Annotated in this window: 2 protein-coding genes (1 of these 2 only partly in view); both read right to left on the bottom strand. The window is 66.4% G+C overall.

The window, feature by feature from the left end; translation table 11 throughout:
- A protein-coding gene (locus tag E0T84_RS03470; RefSeq protein WP_249383560.1) for a non-ribosomal peptide synthase/polyketide synthase crosses the window boundary here: on the bottom strand, positions 1 to 19,116 show its 5' portion. Its footprint begins 5,340 nt before the window's first position; only the first 19,116 of its 24,456 coding nucleotides appear in the window; its start codon is at positions 19,114 to 19,116; its stop codon lies beyond the left edge, outside the window.
- A complete protein-coding gene (locus E0T84_RS03465) occupies positions 19,106 to 19,336 on the bottom strand; it encodes an MbtH family protein (protein WP_070189414.1) in 231 nt (76 codons plus the stop codon). The genes E0T84_RS03470 and E0T84_RS03465 overlap by 11 nt, the downstream gene beginning before the upstream one ends.

Genomic DNA, 19,336 nt, shown 5'->3' with positions numbered 1-19,336 from the left:
GTAATCGACGTACTGGACGGTCAGATCAGACCAGGCGGGGGCCTGCCCGGCACTTCGGGCGGAGTAGGCCACACCGAGGTCGAGCACCAGTGGGGTCAGCGACCAAGCATCGGCGGCGATATGGTGCACCACCGCAGCCAGCACATGTTCGTCTTCGGCAAGGCGGAAAAGTTTTGCCCGCAGCGGTATTTCGGTGGACAGATCGAAAGTGTGCTGCGCGGCCGCGGCGATCGCGTCGTGCAACCTGTCCGCTGTCCAGCCGGCGGCATCGACGACGACCCAGCCGAACTGTGCGGCCTCGAGCGCCAACACCGACTGACGCGGTATCCCGTCGACTGCCGGGAACACGGTGCGCAGGCTTTCATGCCGGGCCACCACGTCGGCGAGTGCAACACCCAGCGCATCGGAATCCAGGCCGCCGCGGATCCGCAAGGCTGTCGCCATGTTGTAAACCGGTGACGGGCCCTGCAATTGGTCGAGGAACCACAACCGGGACTGGGCGAACGACAGCGGGATCACCGCGGGACGTTCTCCGGCCACCAGCGGATCCAGGCGAGCCTCTTGGTCACCGATGTGGGGCGCCAGTTGCGCCACCGTGGGCGCCTCGAACAAGACGCGCACTGCGAGACCGGTGTCGAGGGTGGTGTTGATCGCGGCGACCAATCGCATCGCCGACAGCGAATCCCCGCCCAGGTCGAAGAAGGAGTCGTCGACCCCTACTCGCTCCACACCCAGTACGGTGGCGTAGATCCCGGCCAGAATCTCTTCGGTTACGTTGCCTGGGGCACGGTAGCGGTCGATGTCCTGGTACTCGGGTGCGGGAAGGGCTCGGATGTTCAGCTTGCCGTTCGGTGTCAACGGCAACGTCGGTAATGTGACCACCGCAGCGGGAACCATATAGACAGGCAGTTGTTCGGCCAGTTGGGTGCGCAGCTTGGCCGGATCCGCGGTGCCGGTCACATAGCCGACCAGTCGTTTGTCGCCCGGGCGATCTGCGCGAGCGATCACGGCCGCCTGCTCGACACCGTCCAGTGCGGCCAGAACCGCCTGGATCTCACCGAGTTCGATGCGATACCCGCGGATCTTGACCTGCTCATCAGCACGACCCACGTAGCGCAGCTGCCCGTCGGCGTCCCAGTGCACCAGATCGCCGGTACGGTACATGCGCGCCCCCGGAGCACCGAACGGGCAAGCCACAAAGCGGGTTCCGGTCAGATTCGCCTGGCCCAGATAGCCGACACCCACGCCGCGGCCGGCCACGTACAACTCTCCCACCACTCCAGGCGGCACCCGGCGCAACGCTCCGTCGAGCACGAACAGCGCCGCACCCGCAATCGGCACACCGATCGACGGGGCGCCTGTTTCGGGCGTCAATGGTGCCGTCCTGGAGGCACATATCGTGGTCTCGGTGGGACCGTAGGCGTTCACCATCGTACGTCCGGGTGCCCAGCGCTCCACCAACTCCGCCGGGCAGGCCTCACCCGCCACCAACAACGACACCGGCCCGAGCCGATCAGGCGACAGCAGGGCAACCGCGGATGGGGTCTGGCTCAGCACGCCGACCTGCTCGGCGACGAGCAGTGTTTGCAGGTCTTCGGGCGACCGGGCCACCGACTCGGGAACAACCACCAGCCGGCCGCCGTGCAGCAACGCGCCCCAGATCTCCTCGACCGAGGCGTCGAAGGCATACGAATGCCATTGCGTCCACGTCTGTCCGGCCAAAAACGTGTCAGCGGAGCCCAGGAGCCCGATCACGTTCCGGTGGGTGATGGCCACGCCCTTGGGTACGCCGGTGGTGCCCGACGTGTAGATGACGTAGGCGATATCGTCCGGGCTCGGTACCGGCAATGAGGCGCCGTCCGATGTCCAAGACACTGCCGGCGCGTCGTCACCGACCTCGATCACCGTCACATCGCACCCGGCGAGTCGATCGGCCAGACCAGTGGTGACGACCGCGGCCGCCGGCGCGGCATCGGTAAGCATGAATTCGATTCGCGCATCGGGCAGAACCGGGTCGATCGGCAGATATGCTGCGCCGGCGGTGAGTACCGCCAGCATCGATACAACCGCGTCGGCAGAACGCTCGGCCAGCAAGACCACGCAGGTACCCGGACCCACGCCGTCGGCAACCAGCCTGTGCGCCAACCGAGTTGCCGCCTCATGGACTTCCCGATACGTCATGTGACAGTCGCCGAAACTGATTGCCACCGCCTCGGGCGAGCGGGCGACCTGTTCGGCGAACAACACCGGAATCGAGAGCTCATCCGCCGCGGGCTCAAAAGCCGTCAGTACGGCCTGGTTACCCCAATCAGCCAACCGGGCGTGCTCGGCCTCGTCGAGCAGCTCGAGCGAGGAGAGCCGTCGGGTGGTGTCGGCCGTCATCGCCGTCAGGACGCGCTGCCAGCGCGCGATCAGCATTTCGACGCCGGCGGCATCGAACACATCGGTGCGGTATTCCACTGCCCCACCGATCCCGGCGGGCTCACCTTCGGAAGTCCAGCGTTCTCCGAGCGAGAACGTCAGATCCATGCGAGCGGTCTGGGTGTCCACCGGCAACGGGCTGACCTCTAGGTCGCCAAGGCTCAACCCGTCGGCGGGCCCAGTGGCCTGCCACAGGTTCTGCCATGCCAATGCCACCTGAACCAGCGGGTGGTGACTGAGGCTACGGGTCGGGTTCAGCCGTTCCACCAACACTTCGAACGGCACGTCCTGATGTTCGAAAGCAGCCAAGCTGCGGGCGCGCACCTGGGCCAGCAACTCCGCCACCGTGGGGTCCCCGGAAAGGTCCGCGCGCAACACCAAGTTGTTCACGAAGAAGCCGACCAGCTCCTCGAGCGCCGGGGACCGGCGTCCTGCGATCGGGAAACCCACGGCCACATCGGAACTCGCGCTCAATTTGGAGAGCACGGCGAGCAGGGCGGCCTGCACCACCATGAAGGTCGTTGCCCCGTGCTCGCCTGCCACCGCACTCACCTGCTGCTGCAACTCGGCGGGCCAATCCACGTCGATGGTCGCGCCCCGCTGATCGGCAACGGACGGGTAGGGGCGATCGGTGGGTAACGCCAGCCGTTCGGGCAGGCCGGCGAGAGCTTCTTCCCAGTAGGCGAGCTGAGCGGAGATCGCGCTGTCACCGTCCTCGAGCTCACCCAGCTGCACACGCTGCCACAGCGTGTAGTCGACATACTGCACAGCCAGTGGCGCCCAGTCCGGTGCGCGGCCCGAGCACCGGCTGGCGTACGCCGCACTCAGATCACGCACCAACGGGGTCAGCGACCAGCCGTCTGCGGCGATATGGTGCACCACCGCCACAAATACGTGATCGTGCTCGTCGACACGGAACACCTTTGCCTGCAACGGGATCTCGGAGCCGAGGTCGAAGCTGTGGCGCACGGTCGCGGCGATGGCGTCGTCCAGGTCAGCCGACGCCCAACCGGTGGCATCGACGACACTCCAACCGAAGTCGGCGCGGTCGACCGGGACCACCACCTGGCGAGGTGTTCCGTCGGCCGCCTCGAACAGCGTGCGCAAACTCTCGTGGCGGGCGATGACGTCGCCCAGTGCGGCGCGCAACGCTTCGGCGTCGAGCTTGCCACGAAGCCGTAATCCGACCGGCATGTTGTACACCGGGGACGGCCCGTGCAACTGGTCGATGAACCACAACCGGTTCTGGGCGAACGACAATGGAATCACCGCGGGCCGCTCAGCGGCCACCAGCGGTGCCAGATCCCCCGGGCGTTCGCCGATACACAGGGCCAGCTGCGCCACCGTGGGTGCCTCGAATACGGTGCGCACCGACAGTTCGGTACCCAGGGCGGCATTGATCGCCGAAACCAGCCGCATCGTCGAAACGGAATCCCCGCCGAGATCGAAGAACGAGTCGTCGGCGCCGACCCGCTCGACACCCAGCACCCGAGCGTAGATCCCGGCCAGGATCTCCTCGTCGGGCCCGGCCGGCGCGCGGTAGTGATCCACGTCGCGGTAGTCAGGCGCAGGCAGCGCCCGGGTGTCGAGCTTGCCGTTCACCGTCACCGGCAGTGCGGCGAGGGCCACGACCGAGGCCGGAACCATATAGCCCGGTAGCCGTTCGGCCAGGGCCGCGCGGGCTGTGGCCGGATCCGCCGTCCCGGTGATGTATCCGACCAGACGCTTGTCACCGGGCTGGTCCTCCCGGGCGACCACCGCCGCCTGATCCACACCGTCCAGTGCGGTCAGCGCAGACTGGATCTCGCCGAGTTCGATGCGGTATCCGCGGATCTTGACCTGTTCGTCGGCACGACCGAAATAGTCCAACTGCCCGTCGGCTCGCCACCGCACCAGGTCGCCGGTGCGATACATGCGTGAGCCCGGCTCTCCGAAGGGGCACGCCATGAACCGCGATGCGGTCAGACCCGAGCGGCGCCAATACCCGATACCGACGCCGGCACCGGCCAGGTACAACTCCCCGACCACGCCGGCGGGCACCGGCCGCAGCCACTCGTCCAGGACGAAGAACGCTGCCCATGCGGTCGGAGCGCCGATCGGGACAATCTGCGGACCGGCCGATCCGACTTCCAGTGGCCTGCTGGCACAGAGCCACATCGTGGTCTCGGTCGGACCGTAGACGTTGACCATCACCCGTCCCGGTGCCCACCGATCGACCAACTCCGGCGGGCAGGGCTCGGCTCCGATCACCAACGAAGTGCGGTCGAGGCCCTGCACGGGAAGCACTCCCGCCGCCGATGGTGTCTGGGTCAACACCGTGACCCCTTCGCGCACCAGCAGGGCATGGAAATCCTCGGGGGAACGGGTGACCGCATCGGGCACGACCACGAGCCGGCCACCGTGCAGCAGCGCGCCCCAGATCTCCCACACCGAGAAATCGAACGCATACGAATGGAACTGCGTCCACACCTGTCCGGGCTCGAGCGGTACCCCGATCTCGAGCGAGTCGAAAAGCTGCGCCACGTTGCGCTGGGTGACCGCCACCCCCTTCGGCTGACCGGTGGTGCCGGACGTGTAGATGAGGTGTGCCATGTCGTCGGCCGCCGGTGGCGCCAACGGTGTGCTGGGCAGCCTTTCGGCAACAGGTGCGACGACATCGTCCGCATCGAATATCGTCAGGCCATGACCGCTCAGGCGGTCGGCCAAGGCAGCGGTGGTCACCGCGGCGATCGGGGCGGCGTCGGTGAGCATGAACTCGATGCGTGCCTCGGGAAGCGCCGGATCGATCGGCAGATAAGCCGCGCCGCTCTTGAGCACCGCCAGAATTGCCACGATCGCCTCGGCCGAACGCGGGAACATCACCGCAACCCGCCGGCCCGGGCCCACTCCCCCGGCGACGAGCAAGTGCGCCAACCGATTCGCAGACTCGTCGAGGTCGCGATATGTCATCGACCGCGCTCCACAGACCAGCGCCACCGCCTCGGGTGCCCGCGTCACCTGTGCTGCGAACAACTCCGGAACCGACGCCGGCTGTGCCAGTTCGGACAGCACCGCCCGGTTGCCCCATTCGGCGAGGCGGGCGTGCTCCGCCTCGCCGAGGAGGTCCACAGCCGAGAGCGCGCGGCGAGGTTCGGCCGTCATCGCCTCCAGCACCGCCTCTAGCCGCTGAGTGAGAACTTCGATGGCGGCGGTGTCGAACACGGTGGTGTCGTATTCGAGGCGCAGGCGGAGTTCGTCACCGGGTATCGCTTGCATCGTCAGCGGATAGTCGGTGGATTCGTGACTGGTGAACTCGACGATCTCCAGACTCGCCTCGGCGCTGGACAACGTAGCGGTGTCCACCGGGTAGTTCTCGAACACGAACAGGGTGTCGAACAACCGGTCATGGTCGGTGATGCGGTGGATCTCGCTGAGCGAGATGTGTTGATGCTCAAGGGTCTTGGCGTGAGCGCGTTGGAGATGGTCAAGCAGATCGGTGGTGGTGGTCGATGCGGTGATGTCCGCGCGGACCGGCACCGTGTTGATCAGCAGGCCCACCATCGACTCGGCTCCTGCCAGCTCGGCCGGCCGTCCGGAGACCACGGTGCCGAAGACGATGTCGCGCTGGCCGGTCAATGAGTTCAGCAGTAGCGCCCAGGCAGCCTGCAGAACGATGTTGGTGGTGGTGCGATGTGAGCGCGCGAGCTCGTTGAGCGCCCGGGTGGTCCTGGCGGACAGGCGATGTGCCGCTACCCCCCGAGGCCCGGACTCCGATTTCTGCGACGGGTCCACGAGGGTGGGTGCGTCGAAACCTTCCAGCACTTCGCGCCACGCCGCATGGGCTGCCTCGACATCGCGATCGGCCAGCCAGCTGATGTAACTGCGATACGGGGTGGCCGCAGGCAGCCGGTGACCGTGATAGGCGGCGAAGATCTCCTGCAGCAGGATGGGCAGTGACCAACCGTCGAGCACGATGTGATGGTTGGTCAGTACTACCCGGTGGATGTTCGGGGCGGTATGGATCACGGCGACTCGGAAGGCCGGCGGATGCGCCAGATCGCAGACGGCCCCACGTTCCTCGGCGCACAACTGCTGGAGCTGTTCCTCGCTTGCGACGTGTCCCGATCCGACGTAGCGCCAGCCCGCAGCCGGATCGGCCGGAATGACCTGCACCGGCTCACCGAGCTGGTCGCAGAATCGGGCCGCCAGGTGCGGATGCCGAATCGCCACGGCCTGAACCGCATCCTCCAACCGGTGCTCATCGAGGGGGCCGGCGACCGTGATGTCCAACTGCACCACATACAGGTCGTCGTCGGCACACCGCGTTGTGCTGCTGTGGTAGATGAGGCCTTGCTGCAATGCGGTCAGCGGCAGGATGTCGGCGACGCGGTGCTGCCGGGACAACTCGTCGATCTCGGACTGGGCGAGCCGGGCGGGCGCGATGTCGGACGGGCTCAATCCGCCGCCACCGTTGCGCACGTGCTCGCAGATGCCGGCCAGGGCATCGCACCACAGTCCGTGGAGTCGGTTCATCTGCGCTTCGTCGACGGCCGATGGCGCCCAGGTCCAGTTCGCCTGCAACTGAGGGCCGGCGCCGGTGTCGAGGGTCCCCGCATCCAGTGCCACGGTGTGCGTCAACGGCATACGAGTGGCGGCCGCGCCTGTCGCAGACATACCGTCCGCGGAGATCCGCCACAAGTCATCGCTGATGTCGGCGGGCGCGCCGAGACGACCCAGATAGTTGAACCCGAGCGTCGGGTCGGCACCCTCGAGGTCGACATCGGGGTTCAGGTAGCGCAGCAGCCCATACGTGAGTGGGTCAGGCAGTGAACGCAGCTGCTCCTTCGCATCTTTCACCGCTGCGCCCAGTGCTGGAGCCCCCTCGACCACCTGCAACCAGGACGGGCCACCGCCGCTGTCGCCGAAATTCAATGCGACCGGATACTTGGCGGTGAACCAACCCACCGTGCGGGACAGGTCGATGTCGCCGGCCACTTCCTCATGTCGCCCATGACCCTCGACATCGATGGTGATGGGCGCGTCGGCTTTACCCCCGGTGCGGGAGAATTCGGCCACGGCAAGCCCGAACGCGATCAGCAAGATGTCCTGCACGCCGAGATGGAACGCCGCAGGCACTTCACCGAGCAACATGCGGGTGGTTTCGGCGTCCACGGACACCCGCAGCTGTCCGGCGGTCTCATGCGTATCGCGGTCGGGTTGCACCGCGGGAAGCACCGCAGGGGTGTTGGCCACTTTCCGCCACACGTTCGCGTGGGCCACGACGTCGGGGTGGTCGGCGTGCGCGCGCAGCGCTTCGGCCCACCGCTGGAAGGACGTGCCGGTCGGCGGCAGCGCCACCGGTTGTCCACCGCGATGCTGTGACCAGGCGATGTTGATGTCTTCCAAGATGATTCGCCACGACACTGCATCGACGGCAAGATGGTGCACGATCAACACCAACTGACGGGTGGAGGTCACCCACAGCGCGCTGAGCATCACTCCGCCCGACGGGTTCAACCGCGACCGGGCCATCGCCAGCGCCTCATCCGTCAGGGTGTCCACCGAACGCACGCAGCCTCGCGCGTCGACCGAGCCCGGCTCGGGCACGGTCAACGACCACGGGCCGACCCCATGGGCCTCGGCGCACAACCGAAGCATGCCGTGGCGATCGATCAAGGCCTGTAACAGAGTGACGACATCAGCCTCGGCCACACCGGAGGGAGCCTGTAGCAGGACGGTCTGGTTGAACGCATCGACTGGGCCGACGCGCGCAACGTCGTTGAGCCACCTGATGATCGGCGTGGCCGGCAGCGGCCCGACCCCTTCATCGACTGGGCCGTGTACACCGCCTTCCAGCCCGGGTACCTCGACCACCCGCGCCAAACGCGCCACGGTCTGCTCGACGAACACGTCACGGGGACGGCACACCAAGCCCGCTGCGCGGGCCCGGGCAACCACCTGCATCGACAGGATGCTGTCGCCGCCGAGATCGAAGAACGAGTCGTCGACGCCGACTCGGTCCAGCCCGAGAACCTGCGCATAGATGTCGCTGAGGACCGCTTCGACGGCATCCGCCGGGGCCCGGTAGTCGTCACCGGAGCCATAATCGGGCACGGGAAGCGCTCGGGTGTCGAGCTTTCCGTTGACCGTGAGTGGCAGCGCGCCGAGCACCACGACCGCGACAGGCACCATGTACGCGGGTAGCCGGTCGGCGAGTTGGGTGCGGATACCGGCCGGTTCGGCGGTGCCGGTGACGTAGCCGACGAGGCGCTTGTCACCGGGACGGTCCTCGCGGACGATCACAGCAGCCTGATCCACACCTTCCAGCCCGGCCAAGGCGGCCTGGACTTCGCCGAGTTCGATGCGATATCCGCGAATCTTGACCTGCTCGTCGGCACGGCCCAGGTATTGCAGTTGCCCGTCGGAACGCCAGCACACCAGGTCTCCGGTCCGATACATCCGTGTGCCGGACGCGCCGAAGGGGCAAGCGACAAACCGTGACCCGGTCAATCCGGTGCGACCGACATAGCCGTACGCCAGGCCGGCACCTGCCACGTACAGTTCGCCGATGACCCCGGCAGGTACGGGGCGCAACCACTCGTCGAGCACGAACAGCGCGGCGGCGGGGACCGGTGAACCGATGGGAACGACAGCCGATCCGGGCCGACCGGCTTGCAGCGGCGCGCTGATCGCCACGCACATCGTCGTCTCGGTGGGCCCATAGGCGTTGATCATCAGCCGCCCCGGCGCCCACTGGTCGACCACCTCGGGCGAACATGCCTCACCGACCACCACCAACGCCGCCGACCCCAACCCCTGTGTCGGCAACGCACGTACGGCAGAGGGCGTTTGGGTGAGCACATCGACGCGTTCGCGTACCAGCAAGGCGTGGAAATCATCTGGTGAGACCGCAACGTCCTCGGGGACGACCACCACCCGTCCGCCGCGTAGCAGCGCGCCGAAGATCTCCCAGACCGAGACGTCGAAGGCCAGTGAGTGACACTGGGGCCACACCCCGGGACGAGGCAGCCCGGCATCGAGGGGCTCCAGCAGTTGCGTCACGTTGTGGTGGGTGACAGCCACACCTTTGGGCACCCCGGTGGTGCCCGAGGTGTAGATCAGGTAGGCGACATCATCGGCGTGCGGCATCGGCAGCCCACTGGTCGGATGCAATGCAGGCACCGTGATCTCGTTGGCGTCGACCACCGAAATCCCGCGTCCCCGCAATCGGTGAGCCAGGCCGCTGGTGGTGACGGCGGCCACCGGAGCGGCATCGGTCAACACGAACTCCAGCCGCGTATCGGGCACGACGGGATCGACCGGCAGATACGCCGCGCCGGTCTTGAGGATCGCCAGGATGGCGACGATGGCCTCGCCGGACCGGTTGGACAGCAGCGCGACGCACTGGCCGGGACCGGCTCCCTGGCCGATCAACTTGTGCGCCAGCCGGTTCGCGGTCAGATCGAGTTCCCGGTAGGTCCAGGATCGCTCCCCACAGGTGAGCGCCAACGCCTCGGGAGCGCGTGCGACATGTTCGGCGAACAGCGCGGGAATCGAGACAACAGCGGGGGCCGGGCAAGTGGCGGCCGCGCGGTTGCCGAGGGCAGCGAGGCGGGCGTGCTCATCCTCGTCGAGCAGGTCGATCGACGACAGCCGTGCGGTCGGATCTGCGGTCATGGCCGTCAGCACCCGTCGCAGCCGAGCGACCAGGGTTTCGATGGTGCCGGAATCGTAGACATCGGTGCGGAATTCCACGGTGCCGCCGAGGCCGGCCGGTTCACCGTCGGCGGTGCGGCGTTCGGCCAGCGAGAAGTTGAGGTCCATTCGGGCGGTGCGGGTATCGACGGGTATCCGGGTGACCTGCACGTCGTCCAAGACCATTCCGGCGGACGAATCGTTGATGTCATGCTCGGCGAGGTTCTGCCATGCCAGCGCAACCTGGATCAACGGGTGGTGGGCCAGGGACCGAGTCGGGTTCAGTTGATCGACGAGGACTTCGAACGGCACATCTTGGTTGTCGAACGCAGCCAGGGTGCGGGCACGCACTTGCGCCAGGACGTCGGTGACGGTCGGGTCCCCGGCCAGATCCGCCCGCAGCACCAGGGTGTTGACGAAGAAGCCGACCAGGTCATCCAGCGCCGGATCGCGGCGGCCGGCGATCGGGAAGCCCACCGCCACATCGGAACTTGCGCTGAGCTTCGACAGGAGTGTCAGCAGGGCCGCTTGGACCACCATGAAGGTGGTCGCGTTGTGTTCTCGCGCCACCCGGGCGACCTGCTGCTGCAATTCGGCCGGCCAGTCCACCGCCATCGTGGCACCGCGGTGCTCGGCAATCAGTGGGTACGGCCGGTCGGTGGGTAGGTCGATGCGCTCGGGCAGGCCCGCCAACGCGTCCCGCCAGTAAGTCAGCTCGGTGGCGATCCGGCTCCGGCTGTCCTCGAAGTCACCGAACTGCGCACGCTGCCACAGCGTGTAGTCGGCATACTGCACCGCCAGTGGCGCCCAGTCGGGGGCCTGCCCTGCGCACCGATTGACGTAGGCCTGCCCGAGGTCGGTCACCAGCGGGATGACCGACCAACCGTCCGCGGCGATGTGGTGCACAACCGCGACAAGGACATGCTCGTCGTCGTCGAGACGAAACACCTGCGCCCGCAGGGGGATCTCGGTGGCCAGTTCGAAGGTGTGCCGTGCCGCGCCCTCGATGCCCGCCTGCACCTGTGCCGGCGTCCAGCCGGTGGCATCGACAACTTCCCAGCCGAGTGCGTCTACTCCCGGTACCGTCACGATCTGCCGGGGAATGCCGTCGGGAGCGGCGAACAGGGTGCGCAGGCTCTCGTGGCGAGCCACCACGTCGGCCATCGCAGCCCGCAAGGCCTCGATATCGAGTGCCCCGACCAAACGGAATGCGGCCGTCATGTTGTACACCGGTGAGGGACCCTGCAATTGGTCCAGGAACCACAAACGGGACTGGGCGAATGAAAGCGGCAGCACCTCGGGTCGTTCACCGGCGATCAGAGGCTCCAGCCCAGCCTCTGCCCCGCCGATCCTGCGCGCCAGTTGGGCGACGGTGGCCGCGTCGAACAGGGAACCCACCGTGATACCGGCGCGCAGCGAGGAGTTGATCGCGGCGATCAGACGCATCGCGGACAGCGAATCCCCTCCCAGATCGAAGAAGGAATCATCGATCCCCACCCGGGGCAGGCCGAGGACACGGGCATAGAGGTCGGCCAGGATCTCCTCGACCGGGTTGCCCGGGGCTCGGTAGCGATCGGTGTCGAGATAGTCCGGTGCGGGCAGTGCGCGCCGGTCGAGTTTGCCGTTCACCGTCAGAGGCACCGTGTCGATCGCGATCACCGCGGACGGAACCATATAGCTGGGCAGCCGCTCGGCGAGCCGCGCCCTGGTGTGATTCGGGTCGGCCGTTCCGGTGATGTAGCCGACGAGGCGCATGGCGGCGGAGTCGTCATCGCGGGCGATGACGACGGCTTGGGTCACGCCGTCGAGTGCGGCCAGTGCGGCCTGCACTTCACCGAGTTCGATGCGGTACCCGCGGATCTTGACTTGCTCGTCCGCGCGTCCGAGGTAGTGCACCTGGCCATCGAGACCCCACCGAACCAGATCGCCGGTGCGGTACATCCGGGCGCCTGGCGCCCCGAACGGACAGGCGACGAACCGGGATGAAGTCAGCGCTGCCCGACCCCAATATCCGGTTCCCACACCGCGACCCGCGATATACAACTCACCGACCACTCCTGGCGCCACCGGACGCAACCAGGAGTCGAGGATGAACAGCGCTGCGCCGGTGACCGGCGCGCCGATCGGCACCGCGGTCCCCTTGCCGAGTGGTTCGCTCAGTGATGCGTACACGGTGGCCTCGGTGGGGCCGTAGGCATTGATCATCACCCGTCCCGGCGCCCAACGGTCCACCAGCTCGGGCGGACAGGCTTCGCCTGCCACCACCAGCGCTGCGGACTCCAGACCCTGCGGTGAGATCATGGCTGCCGCCGACGGAGTCTGGCTCAATACGGTGACGCCTTCGGCTACCAGGAGTTCATGAAGGTGGTCGGGCGATGCGGCGACCGCTTCCGGAACCACCACCAGGCGCGCACCGTGGAGCAACGCACCGAAGATCTCCCACACCGAGACGTCGAAGCTGTACGAGTGCCACTGCGTCCACACCTGTCCCGGTCCCGACGACACGTTGGCGCCGAGAACGCCGAACAGCCCGGGCACGTTGCGATGTGGGATGGCAACACCTTTGGGCACACCTGTGGTGCCCGAGGTGTAGATGATGTACGCGATGTCGGACGGATCCGGACCGGACATTGCCGTGCGGTACGGAACGGACACAGCGGGGCCGACGTGGGTCCCGTCGTCGTCGACATCTAGGACGGGCACATCGCACCAGCTCAGGCGCGGGCGCTGCGCTGCCGTGGTGACTGCGACGACCGGCGCGGCGTCGCCCATCATGAATTCGATACGCGCGTCGGGTAGCGCCGGATCGACCGGCACATAAGCCGCTCCGGTCTTCAACACGGCCAAAATCGCCACGATGGCCTCGGCCGACCGGGAGAACAGCAGCGCCACAACCTCGCCCGGCCCCGCACCGTAGGCCGACAACACGTGTGCGAACCGGGTCGCGGCCTCATCGAGTTCCCGGTACGTCATCGACCGACCCTCGAACGTCACCGCCGCGGCATCGGGCGTGCGGGCCACCTGACGGGAGAACAACGCCGGAATCGACTCCGCGACCCCCGGTTCGGACAATGTCCGCTGATTGCTCCACTCCTCGAGGCGACGGCGCACAACCCCGTCGAGTAGGTCGATGGAAGACAGCGGCTGCAGCGGGTCGGCGATCATGGCCGCCAGAGCCGATTCCAGTCTTTGGATCAAGGCCTCGACGGTGGCGAGGTCGAAGACCGCGGTGTCGAACTCGACGCGAAGCTGCATCTCACGTTCGGCCCGGGAACCCTGATCTCGGCCCGGCAACGCTTGAACCGCAAGTGGGTAATGGTTGGACTCGCGGAAGTCGAATCCGGTGATCGCCATGCCGTCGGGGTCCGAGGACGTCGTGACGTCGATCGGGTAGTTCTCGAAAACCAGCAGGGTGTCGAACAGCTGGTCATGCCCGGTGATTCGATGGATGTCGCTGAGCGCCACATGTTGGTGCTCGATTGTGTCGTTGTGGGCGGTCTGTAACTGGTGCAACAGATCTGAGGTCGTGGTGCCCGGTCTCACGGTTGCCCGCACCGGCACCGTGTTGATCAGCAGACCGACCATCGAATCCGCGCCCTCGAGCTCGGCCGGACGTCCCGACACCGTCGTGCCGAATGCGACGTCATGCCGGCCGGTCAGTGAGGTGAGCAGCAGCGCCCAGGCCCCTTGTAACACGATGTTGGCGGTGCTGCGATGGGCACGTGCCAGCTCACCGAGGGCCCGGGCGGCTTCTGCGGAAAGCCGGAATGTTTCGACACCGCGCTGCCCCAGGTGGTTTCGGCCCGACGGCGCCACCAGCGTAGGGGCGTCCAATCCGCTCAACTGCTCGCGCCACGCCCGGTGGGCGCCCACGAGATCCCGTTCTGAAAGCCAGGTGACGAAGTCACGGTACGGGGTGGGGGCCGGCAGCCGTAGTCCTCGGAAGGCCGCGAAGATCTCCTGTAGCAGGATCGGCATCGACCAACCGTCGAGCACGATGTGGTGCGCCGTGAGCACGAACCGGTGCCGGTCGGCGGCAACGCGCAGCAGGCAGGCCCGGAACGCGGGCTGATTGGCCAGATCGCAGACTGCGGTGCGCTCGGCGGCGCAGATGTCCCGAATGTCCTCGTCGACGCCAATGCCGTTGGTGTCAAGGTCGATACGCCGCCAGGGCACGGTCGGGTCTACGGGGATGACCTGCACCGGCTGCTCGAACCGCTCGCAGAAACGGGCCACCAGGTGGGGATGCCGGCCGGCGACCGCTTGCACCGCCGCGCGGAGCCGATCGTGATCGACTGGGCCGCTCAACGTGATATCCAGCTGCATCGCATAGACATCGTCAGCGCCCACTGCGGTCCCGGCATGGAACAGGAGTCCCTGCTGCAAGGGTGTCAGCGGCAGGACATCGGCAATCCGGTGCTGATGGCTGAGCTCGTCGATCTGGTGCTGGCTCAGCTCGGCAGCGACATCGGACGGTGTCAAGCCGCCGCCACCGCGCCGGACGTACGCACAGATGCCCGCCAGCGCGTCGAACCACAGTCGGCCGAGCTGATCGAGTTGCGACTCATCCAGGACAGAGCGTGCCCAGGTCCAGTCGGCGTTCAACTGCGTGCCCGCCTCGGTTTCGATGGTGGCTGCGTTGAGCTCGACGGTGTGGCCCAGTGGTGTGGGCACCGCTGCGGCCAGACGGGCCAACGACAAGCCGTCCGAGCACATCCGCCATCCATCACTGGACGCGTCGCGCGCGCCGCCCAGCCGGCCCAGATAGTTGAACGCGATCGTCGGATCCGCTTGCGCCAGGTCCACATCGGGGTTCAAGTAGCGCAGCAGACCGTAGGTCGCGCCGTCAGGTAGCGCACGAAGCTGCTCTTTCGCGTCTTTGACCACCGCACCGAGCGCGGCCTCGCCGGCCGCCACCTGCGTCCAGGGCAGCGTGGTGGCGCGGCGCCCGAAATCGAACGACACCGGGTATTTGGTGGTGAACCATCCGACGGTGTGCGACAGATCGACATCCCGATCGGCTGGTCCACCCAACTCCTCGTGGCGACCGTGTCCCTCCACGTCGATGGCGATCGGCGTGCCGCTGCACGAGAACTCGGCTGCCGCCAATCCGAACGCGATGAGCAAGATGTCCTGGATGCCGGCATGAAAGGCTGCCGGTACTTCACCGAGGAGCAGGTGGGTGGTGTCGACGTCGAGTGTCATCGACAGCTGCCCGGCGGTCTCGTAGGTATCGGCTTCGGGCCGCGGTGCGGGGAACACCGGCGATACGGCCGCACAGTCCCGCCACACGGGCGCCTGGTCTGTCACCTTCGGATCAAGTGCGAACTGGGCGAGCAGGTCTGCCCATCGGGTGAACGACGTGCCGGCGGTCACCAGGGTCACCGGCCGTCCGTTGCCGTGCTGCGCCCAGGCGATGTTGAGATCTTCCAACATGATTCGCCAGGACACGCCGTCGACGGCGAGATGGTGAACGATCAGCATCAGCTGGCTCGTCGACGTCACCCACACCGCGCTGAGCATTGTGCCCGCGGCCGGATTCAGTGCCGATCTCGCCGACGCCACCGCCTCATCGGACAGCACATCCACCGAGCGCATACATTCAGCGGCATCGACCGATCCCGGCTCGGGCACCGCCAACGTCCAGCCACCTGCACCGTCGTCCGCGGCACGCAATCGGAGCATGCCGTGTCGGTCGAGCAAGGCCTGCAACATGATTGCGACGTCTGCCTCGGTGGCTCCGGCCGGTGCCTGCAGCAGTACCGCCTGATTGAACTCGTCGATGGGACCGCCGGCGTCTCCCAGGCTCTTCAGCCACCGCATGATCGGAGTCGCCGTCACCGAGCCCAGACCTTCGTCGGCCGGCTGATCGATGACACCGGACGCCTCGACCACCTGGGCCAGCCGGGTCACCGTCTGCTGGACGAAGATGTCACGCGGGCGACATTTCAGACCTGCCGCACGAGCGCGCGCAGCCACCTGCATCGACAGGATGCTGTCGCCACCCAACTCGAAGAACGATGCGTCGACTCCGACGCGATCCAGGCCGAGGATCTCGGCGTAGATTGCGGCCAGAGTCTCCTCGGTCGGTGTCGAGGGCCCACGGTAGTCGTCGACCTGCTGGTATTCCGGTGCGGGCAAGGCCTTTTTGTCGAGTTTGCCGTTGACGGTCAGCGGCAGCGCGTCGATGGCGACGATGGCCGCCGGCACCATGTAGGGCGGCAATTTGTTCCCCAACGCCGCCCGCAACTGCGCCGGATCGGCGCTGCCGGTGACATACCCGACCAGACGTCTGTCCCCCGGGCGGTCCTCCCGGGCGATCACCACCGCCTGCTCGACCCCGTCCGACGCCGTCAACGCCGATTGGATCTCCCCCAACTCGATACGATAGCCGCGAATCTTGACCTGTTCATCGCTGCGTCCCAGATACTGCAGTTCGCCGTCGGGGCGCCACGACACCAGATCGCCGGTGCGATACATGCGAGTTGCGGGCACGCCCGCACCACCGAACGGACACGCCACAAAACGCGTGGCGGTCAGTGAGGCGCGGCCGGCGTAGCCATAGCCCAAACCTGCACCCGCCACATACAGTTCACCCACCGCGCCGATCGGCACCGGTCGCAGCCAGTCATCCAGAACATAAAACGCCAGATCCGCCAGCGGCCCACCGATCGGACTCACACCGCCGTTCACATCGGCGGCAGTGATCTCACGGAACGACGCATGCACCGTCGTCTCGGTAATCCCATACATATTGATCAACCGCGGCAGGCGCGGATGTTCTGCCAACCACGGACTCAGACGCGCCGGTTCCAGTGCCTCACCACCGAACACCACGACCTCGAGCGCCAACCGGTTCTCGGGCCGAGTCACATCGACCGCTTGCAACGCGTAGAACGCCGACGGCGTCTGACTCAACACACTCACGTGTTCGTCGACGAGCAAGGCATGGAACTCTTCAGCCGAGCGGGTCACCGATTCCGGCACCACCAGTAGCCGACCACCGTGCACCAGGGCGCCGAATATCTCCCACACCGAAAAATCGAACGCCAACGAATGACATTGCGTCCATACTTGACCCGTCGACAACGCCACCTCGGCATCCAATGCCTGAAGCAGACGTATGACGTTGCGATGTGGAATCGCCACCCCCTTGGGCACACCTGTGGTACCCGAGGTGTAGATCAAATACGCGACATCATCCGGCGCAGGCACCACCGGCAGCGGCGTGCTCGGCCGGCCGTAGACGGCACGATCGTGAACATCGATCACAGCCAGGCCGAGGCCATCCAACCGATCCATCAGATCGGCGGTGGTCACCGCGATCGACGTATGCGCGTCGGCCAACACGAACTTCAACCGCGAATCGGGCACCACCGGGTCGATCGGCACATACGCCGCACCGGTCTTGAGCACCCCCATCATGGCCACGATCGCCTCAACCGACCGGGAAAGCAGCAATGCCACCCGCTGCCCCGGACCCACACCACGCTCGACAAGCAAATGTGCCAACCGGTTAGCGGCCGCGTCCAGCCCGCGGTAAGACATCGAACTGTCACCGCAGCTGACGGCCACCGCTTCTGGTTGGCGCGCCACCTGCTCGGCGAACAACTCCGGAATCGACGTCGACACCGGCGCCGCCCCGGTCAACGCGGACCGGTTGCCCCATTCGTCCAGCTCCGCGAGCGGTTCGCGGACGTCGATCGTGGAAAGCGGGCGATGTGGGTCCAGAGTCATCGAGGACAGAACCCGCTCGAATCGGGCCGCCAGATCTTGGGCGTCGCAACCGGCGAACAAGTGCCCGACGCCGGTCAGGCTGAGATAGAGCTCCTCATCCTTCTGGAGAAAGACCAGGCCGAACTGGTCGACCAGGCCGGTATGGGTGACGGTGCCCGATCCTGGAGCACCGGCGAAATCGGCCGTCGGGATGGTCGGAATGAAATTGATCGCAGGCCGGGTCGATGGCCGACCGGCACCCTGGAATCGCGCTTGACTCTCGATGGCCCGCAAGGGAAATCGTTGATGTCGCAGGGCTCCTTGGATCCGGTTGTCGACATGTTCGCACAGAGCGGCGACCGTGGCCCCCGGCGACGTCTGCAACGTCAAAGGCACGACACCCGAGACCATTGCGGGCAACATGAGCACTTCAGGGCGCACCCTGCGACTGACCGGAAAGTCAAGGACGACTTCACACCCACCGATCTCCCCCTGCACCAGCAGTGCATAGGCAGCGGTGATCACCGACGCACGGCGCACCCCCAGGGCCCTCGAGAGGTCGCGGGCCCTCGCGACCACCGCACTGTCCAGTTGAACTGGGGCGGACGGTTCATACTGGTCGGCTTCGTTTGCGATCGCTGGAGCCAGCCCATGGCGAGGTTCACCGTCGGGTGGCACATTGTCGGACCAATACGCCTGATCACCGGAGTAATCGTCGGTAGCCTCGTACTCGGACTCGCAGTCGATGAGTGTCTGCAGTGAGCCGAAGATTGTGGGTGGAATCGGCGTGCCACCAGCGATTGCTGTGTATACCGCGGCAATTCGATGGCAGACCAGCCCCATCCCGATTCCGTCGATCGCGATGTGATGGCAGCACACAAAAAAGTAGAACTCGTCGGCTCGTGTCTGCAGCAGCGCGAACTTGAACAGCGGACCGCTGAGCGGCATCGGCGTCTGCCGGATCGACGAAGCCGCTCGGTAGGCGTCCTGTACCGGATCCTTTGACCCCGTCAGGTCATGACGAACAAGCTTGACATCGGGCTCGTCGACGATCCTCTGGAAAACTTGGCCGCCTTCTTCGAAGAAGGTAGCTCGGAGAGGTTCGGCCTCGCGCACCACGTGACGAATCGCTCGCCCGAGCATGTCGTGCTCGATGGATCCGTCGATCCGCGCGAGCATGCCCAGCTGCCATTTGACACCGGCGCGGCCTGTCTCCTCCGCAAGCCAAATGTCCAGTTGCCCCCGCGTAAGCGGGAGCGCCGCTTGCTCACTTCCAGTCGTTCCAGCGGGCGGCTTACCGATCAACAGTCTGACCCTGTGCCAACCTCTCGCGGAGACTCCGTGGCCGGATGTCGGGCCAATGTTGCTCGATGTAGTCCAGGCAGGCCGTCCGGTCGGCCTCGCCGTAGACCACACGCCACCCGGCCGGAACATCCGCGAAGGCCGGCCACAAGCTGTGTTGCTCCTCGTCGTTGATCAACACGAAGAAGCTGCCGTTGTCATCATCGAATGGATTGATACTCAC

It is taken from the genome of Mycobacterium sp. DBP42 (assembly GCF_005924235.1).
Taxonomy (GTDB): Bacteria; Actinomycetota; Actinomycetes; order Mycobacteriales; family Mycobacteriaceae; genus Mycobacterium; species Mycobacterium syngnathidarum.
This window is presented reverse-complemented; position numbering and strand designations above follow the sequence as displayed.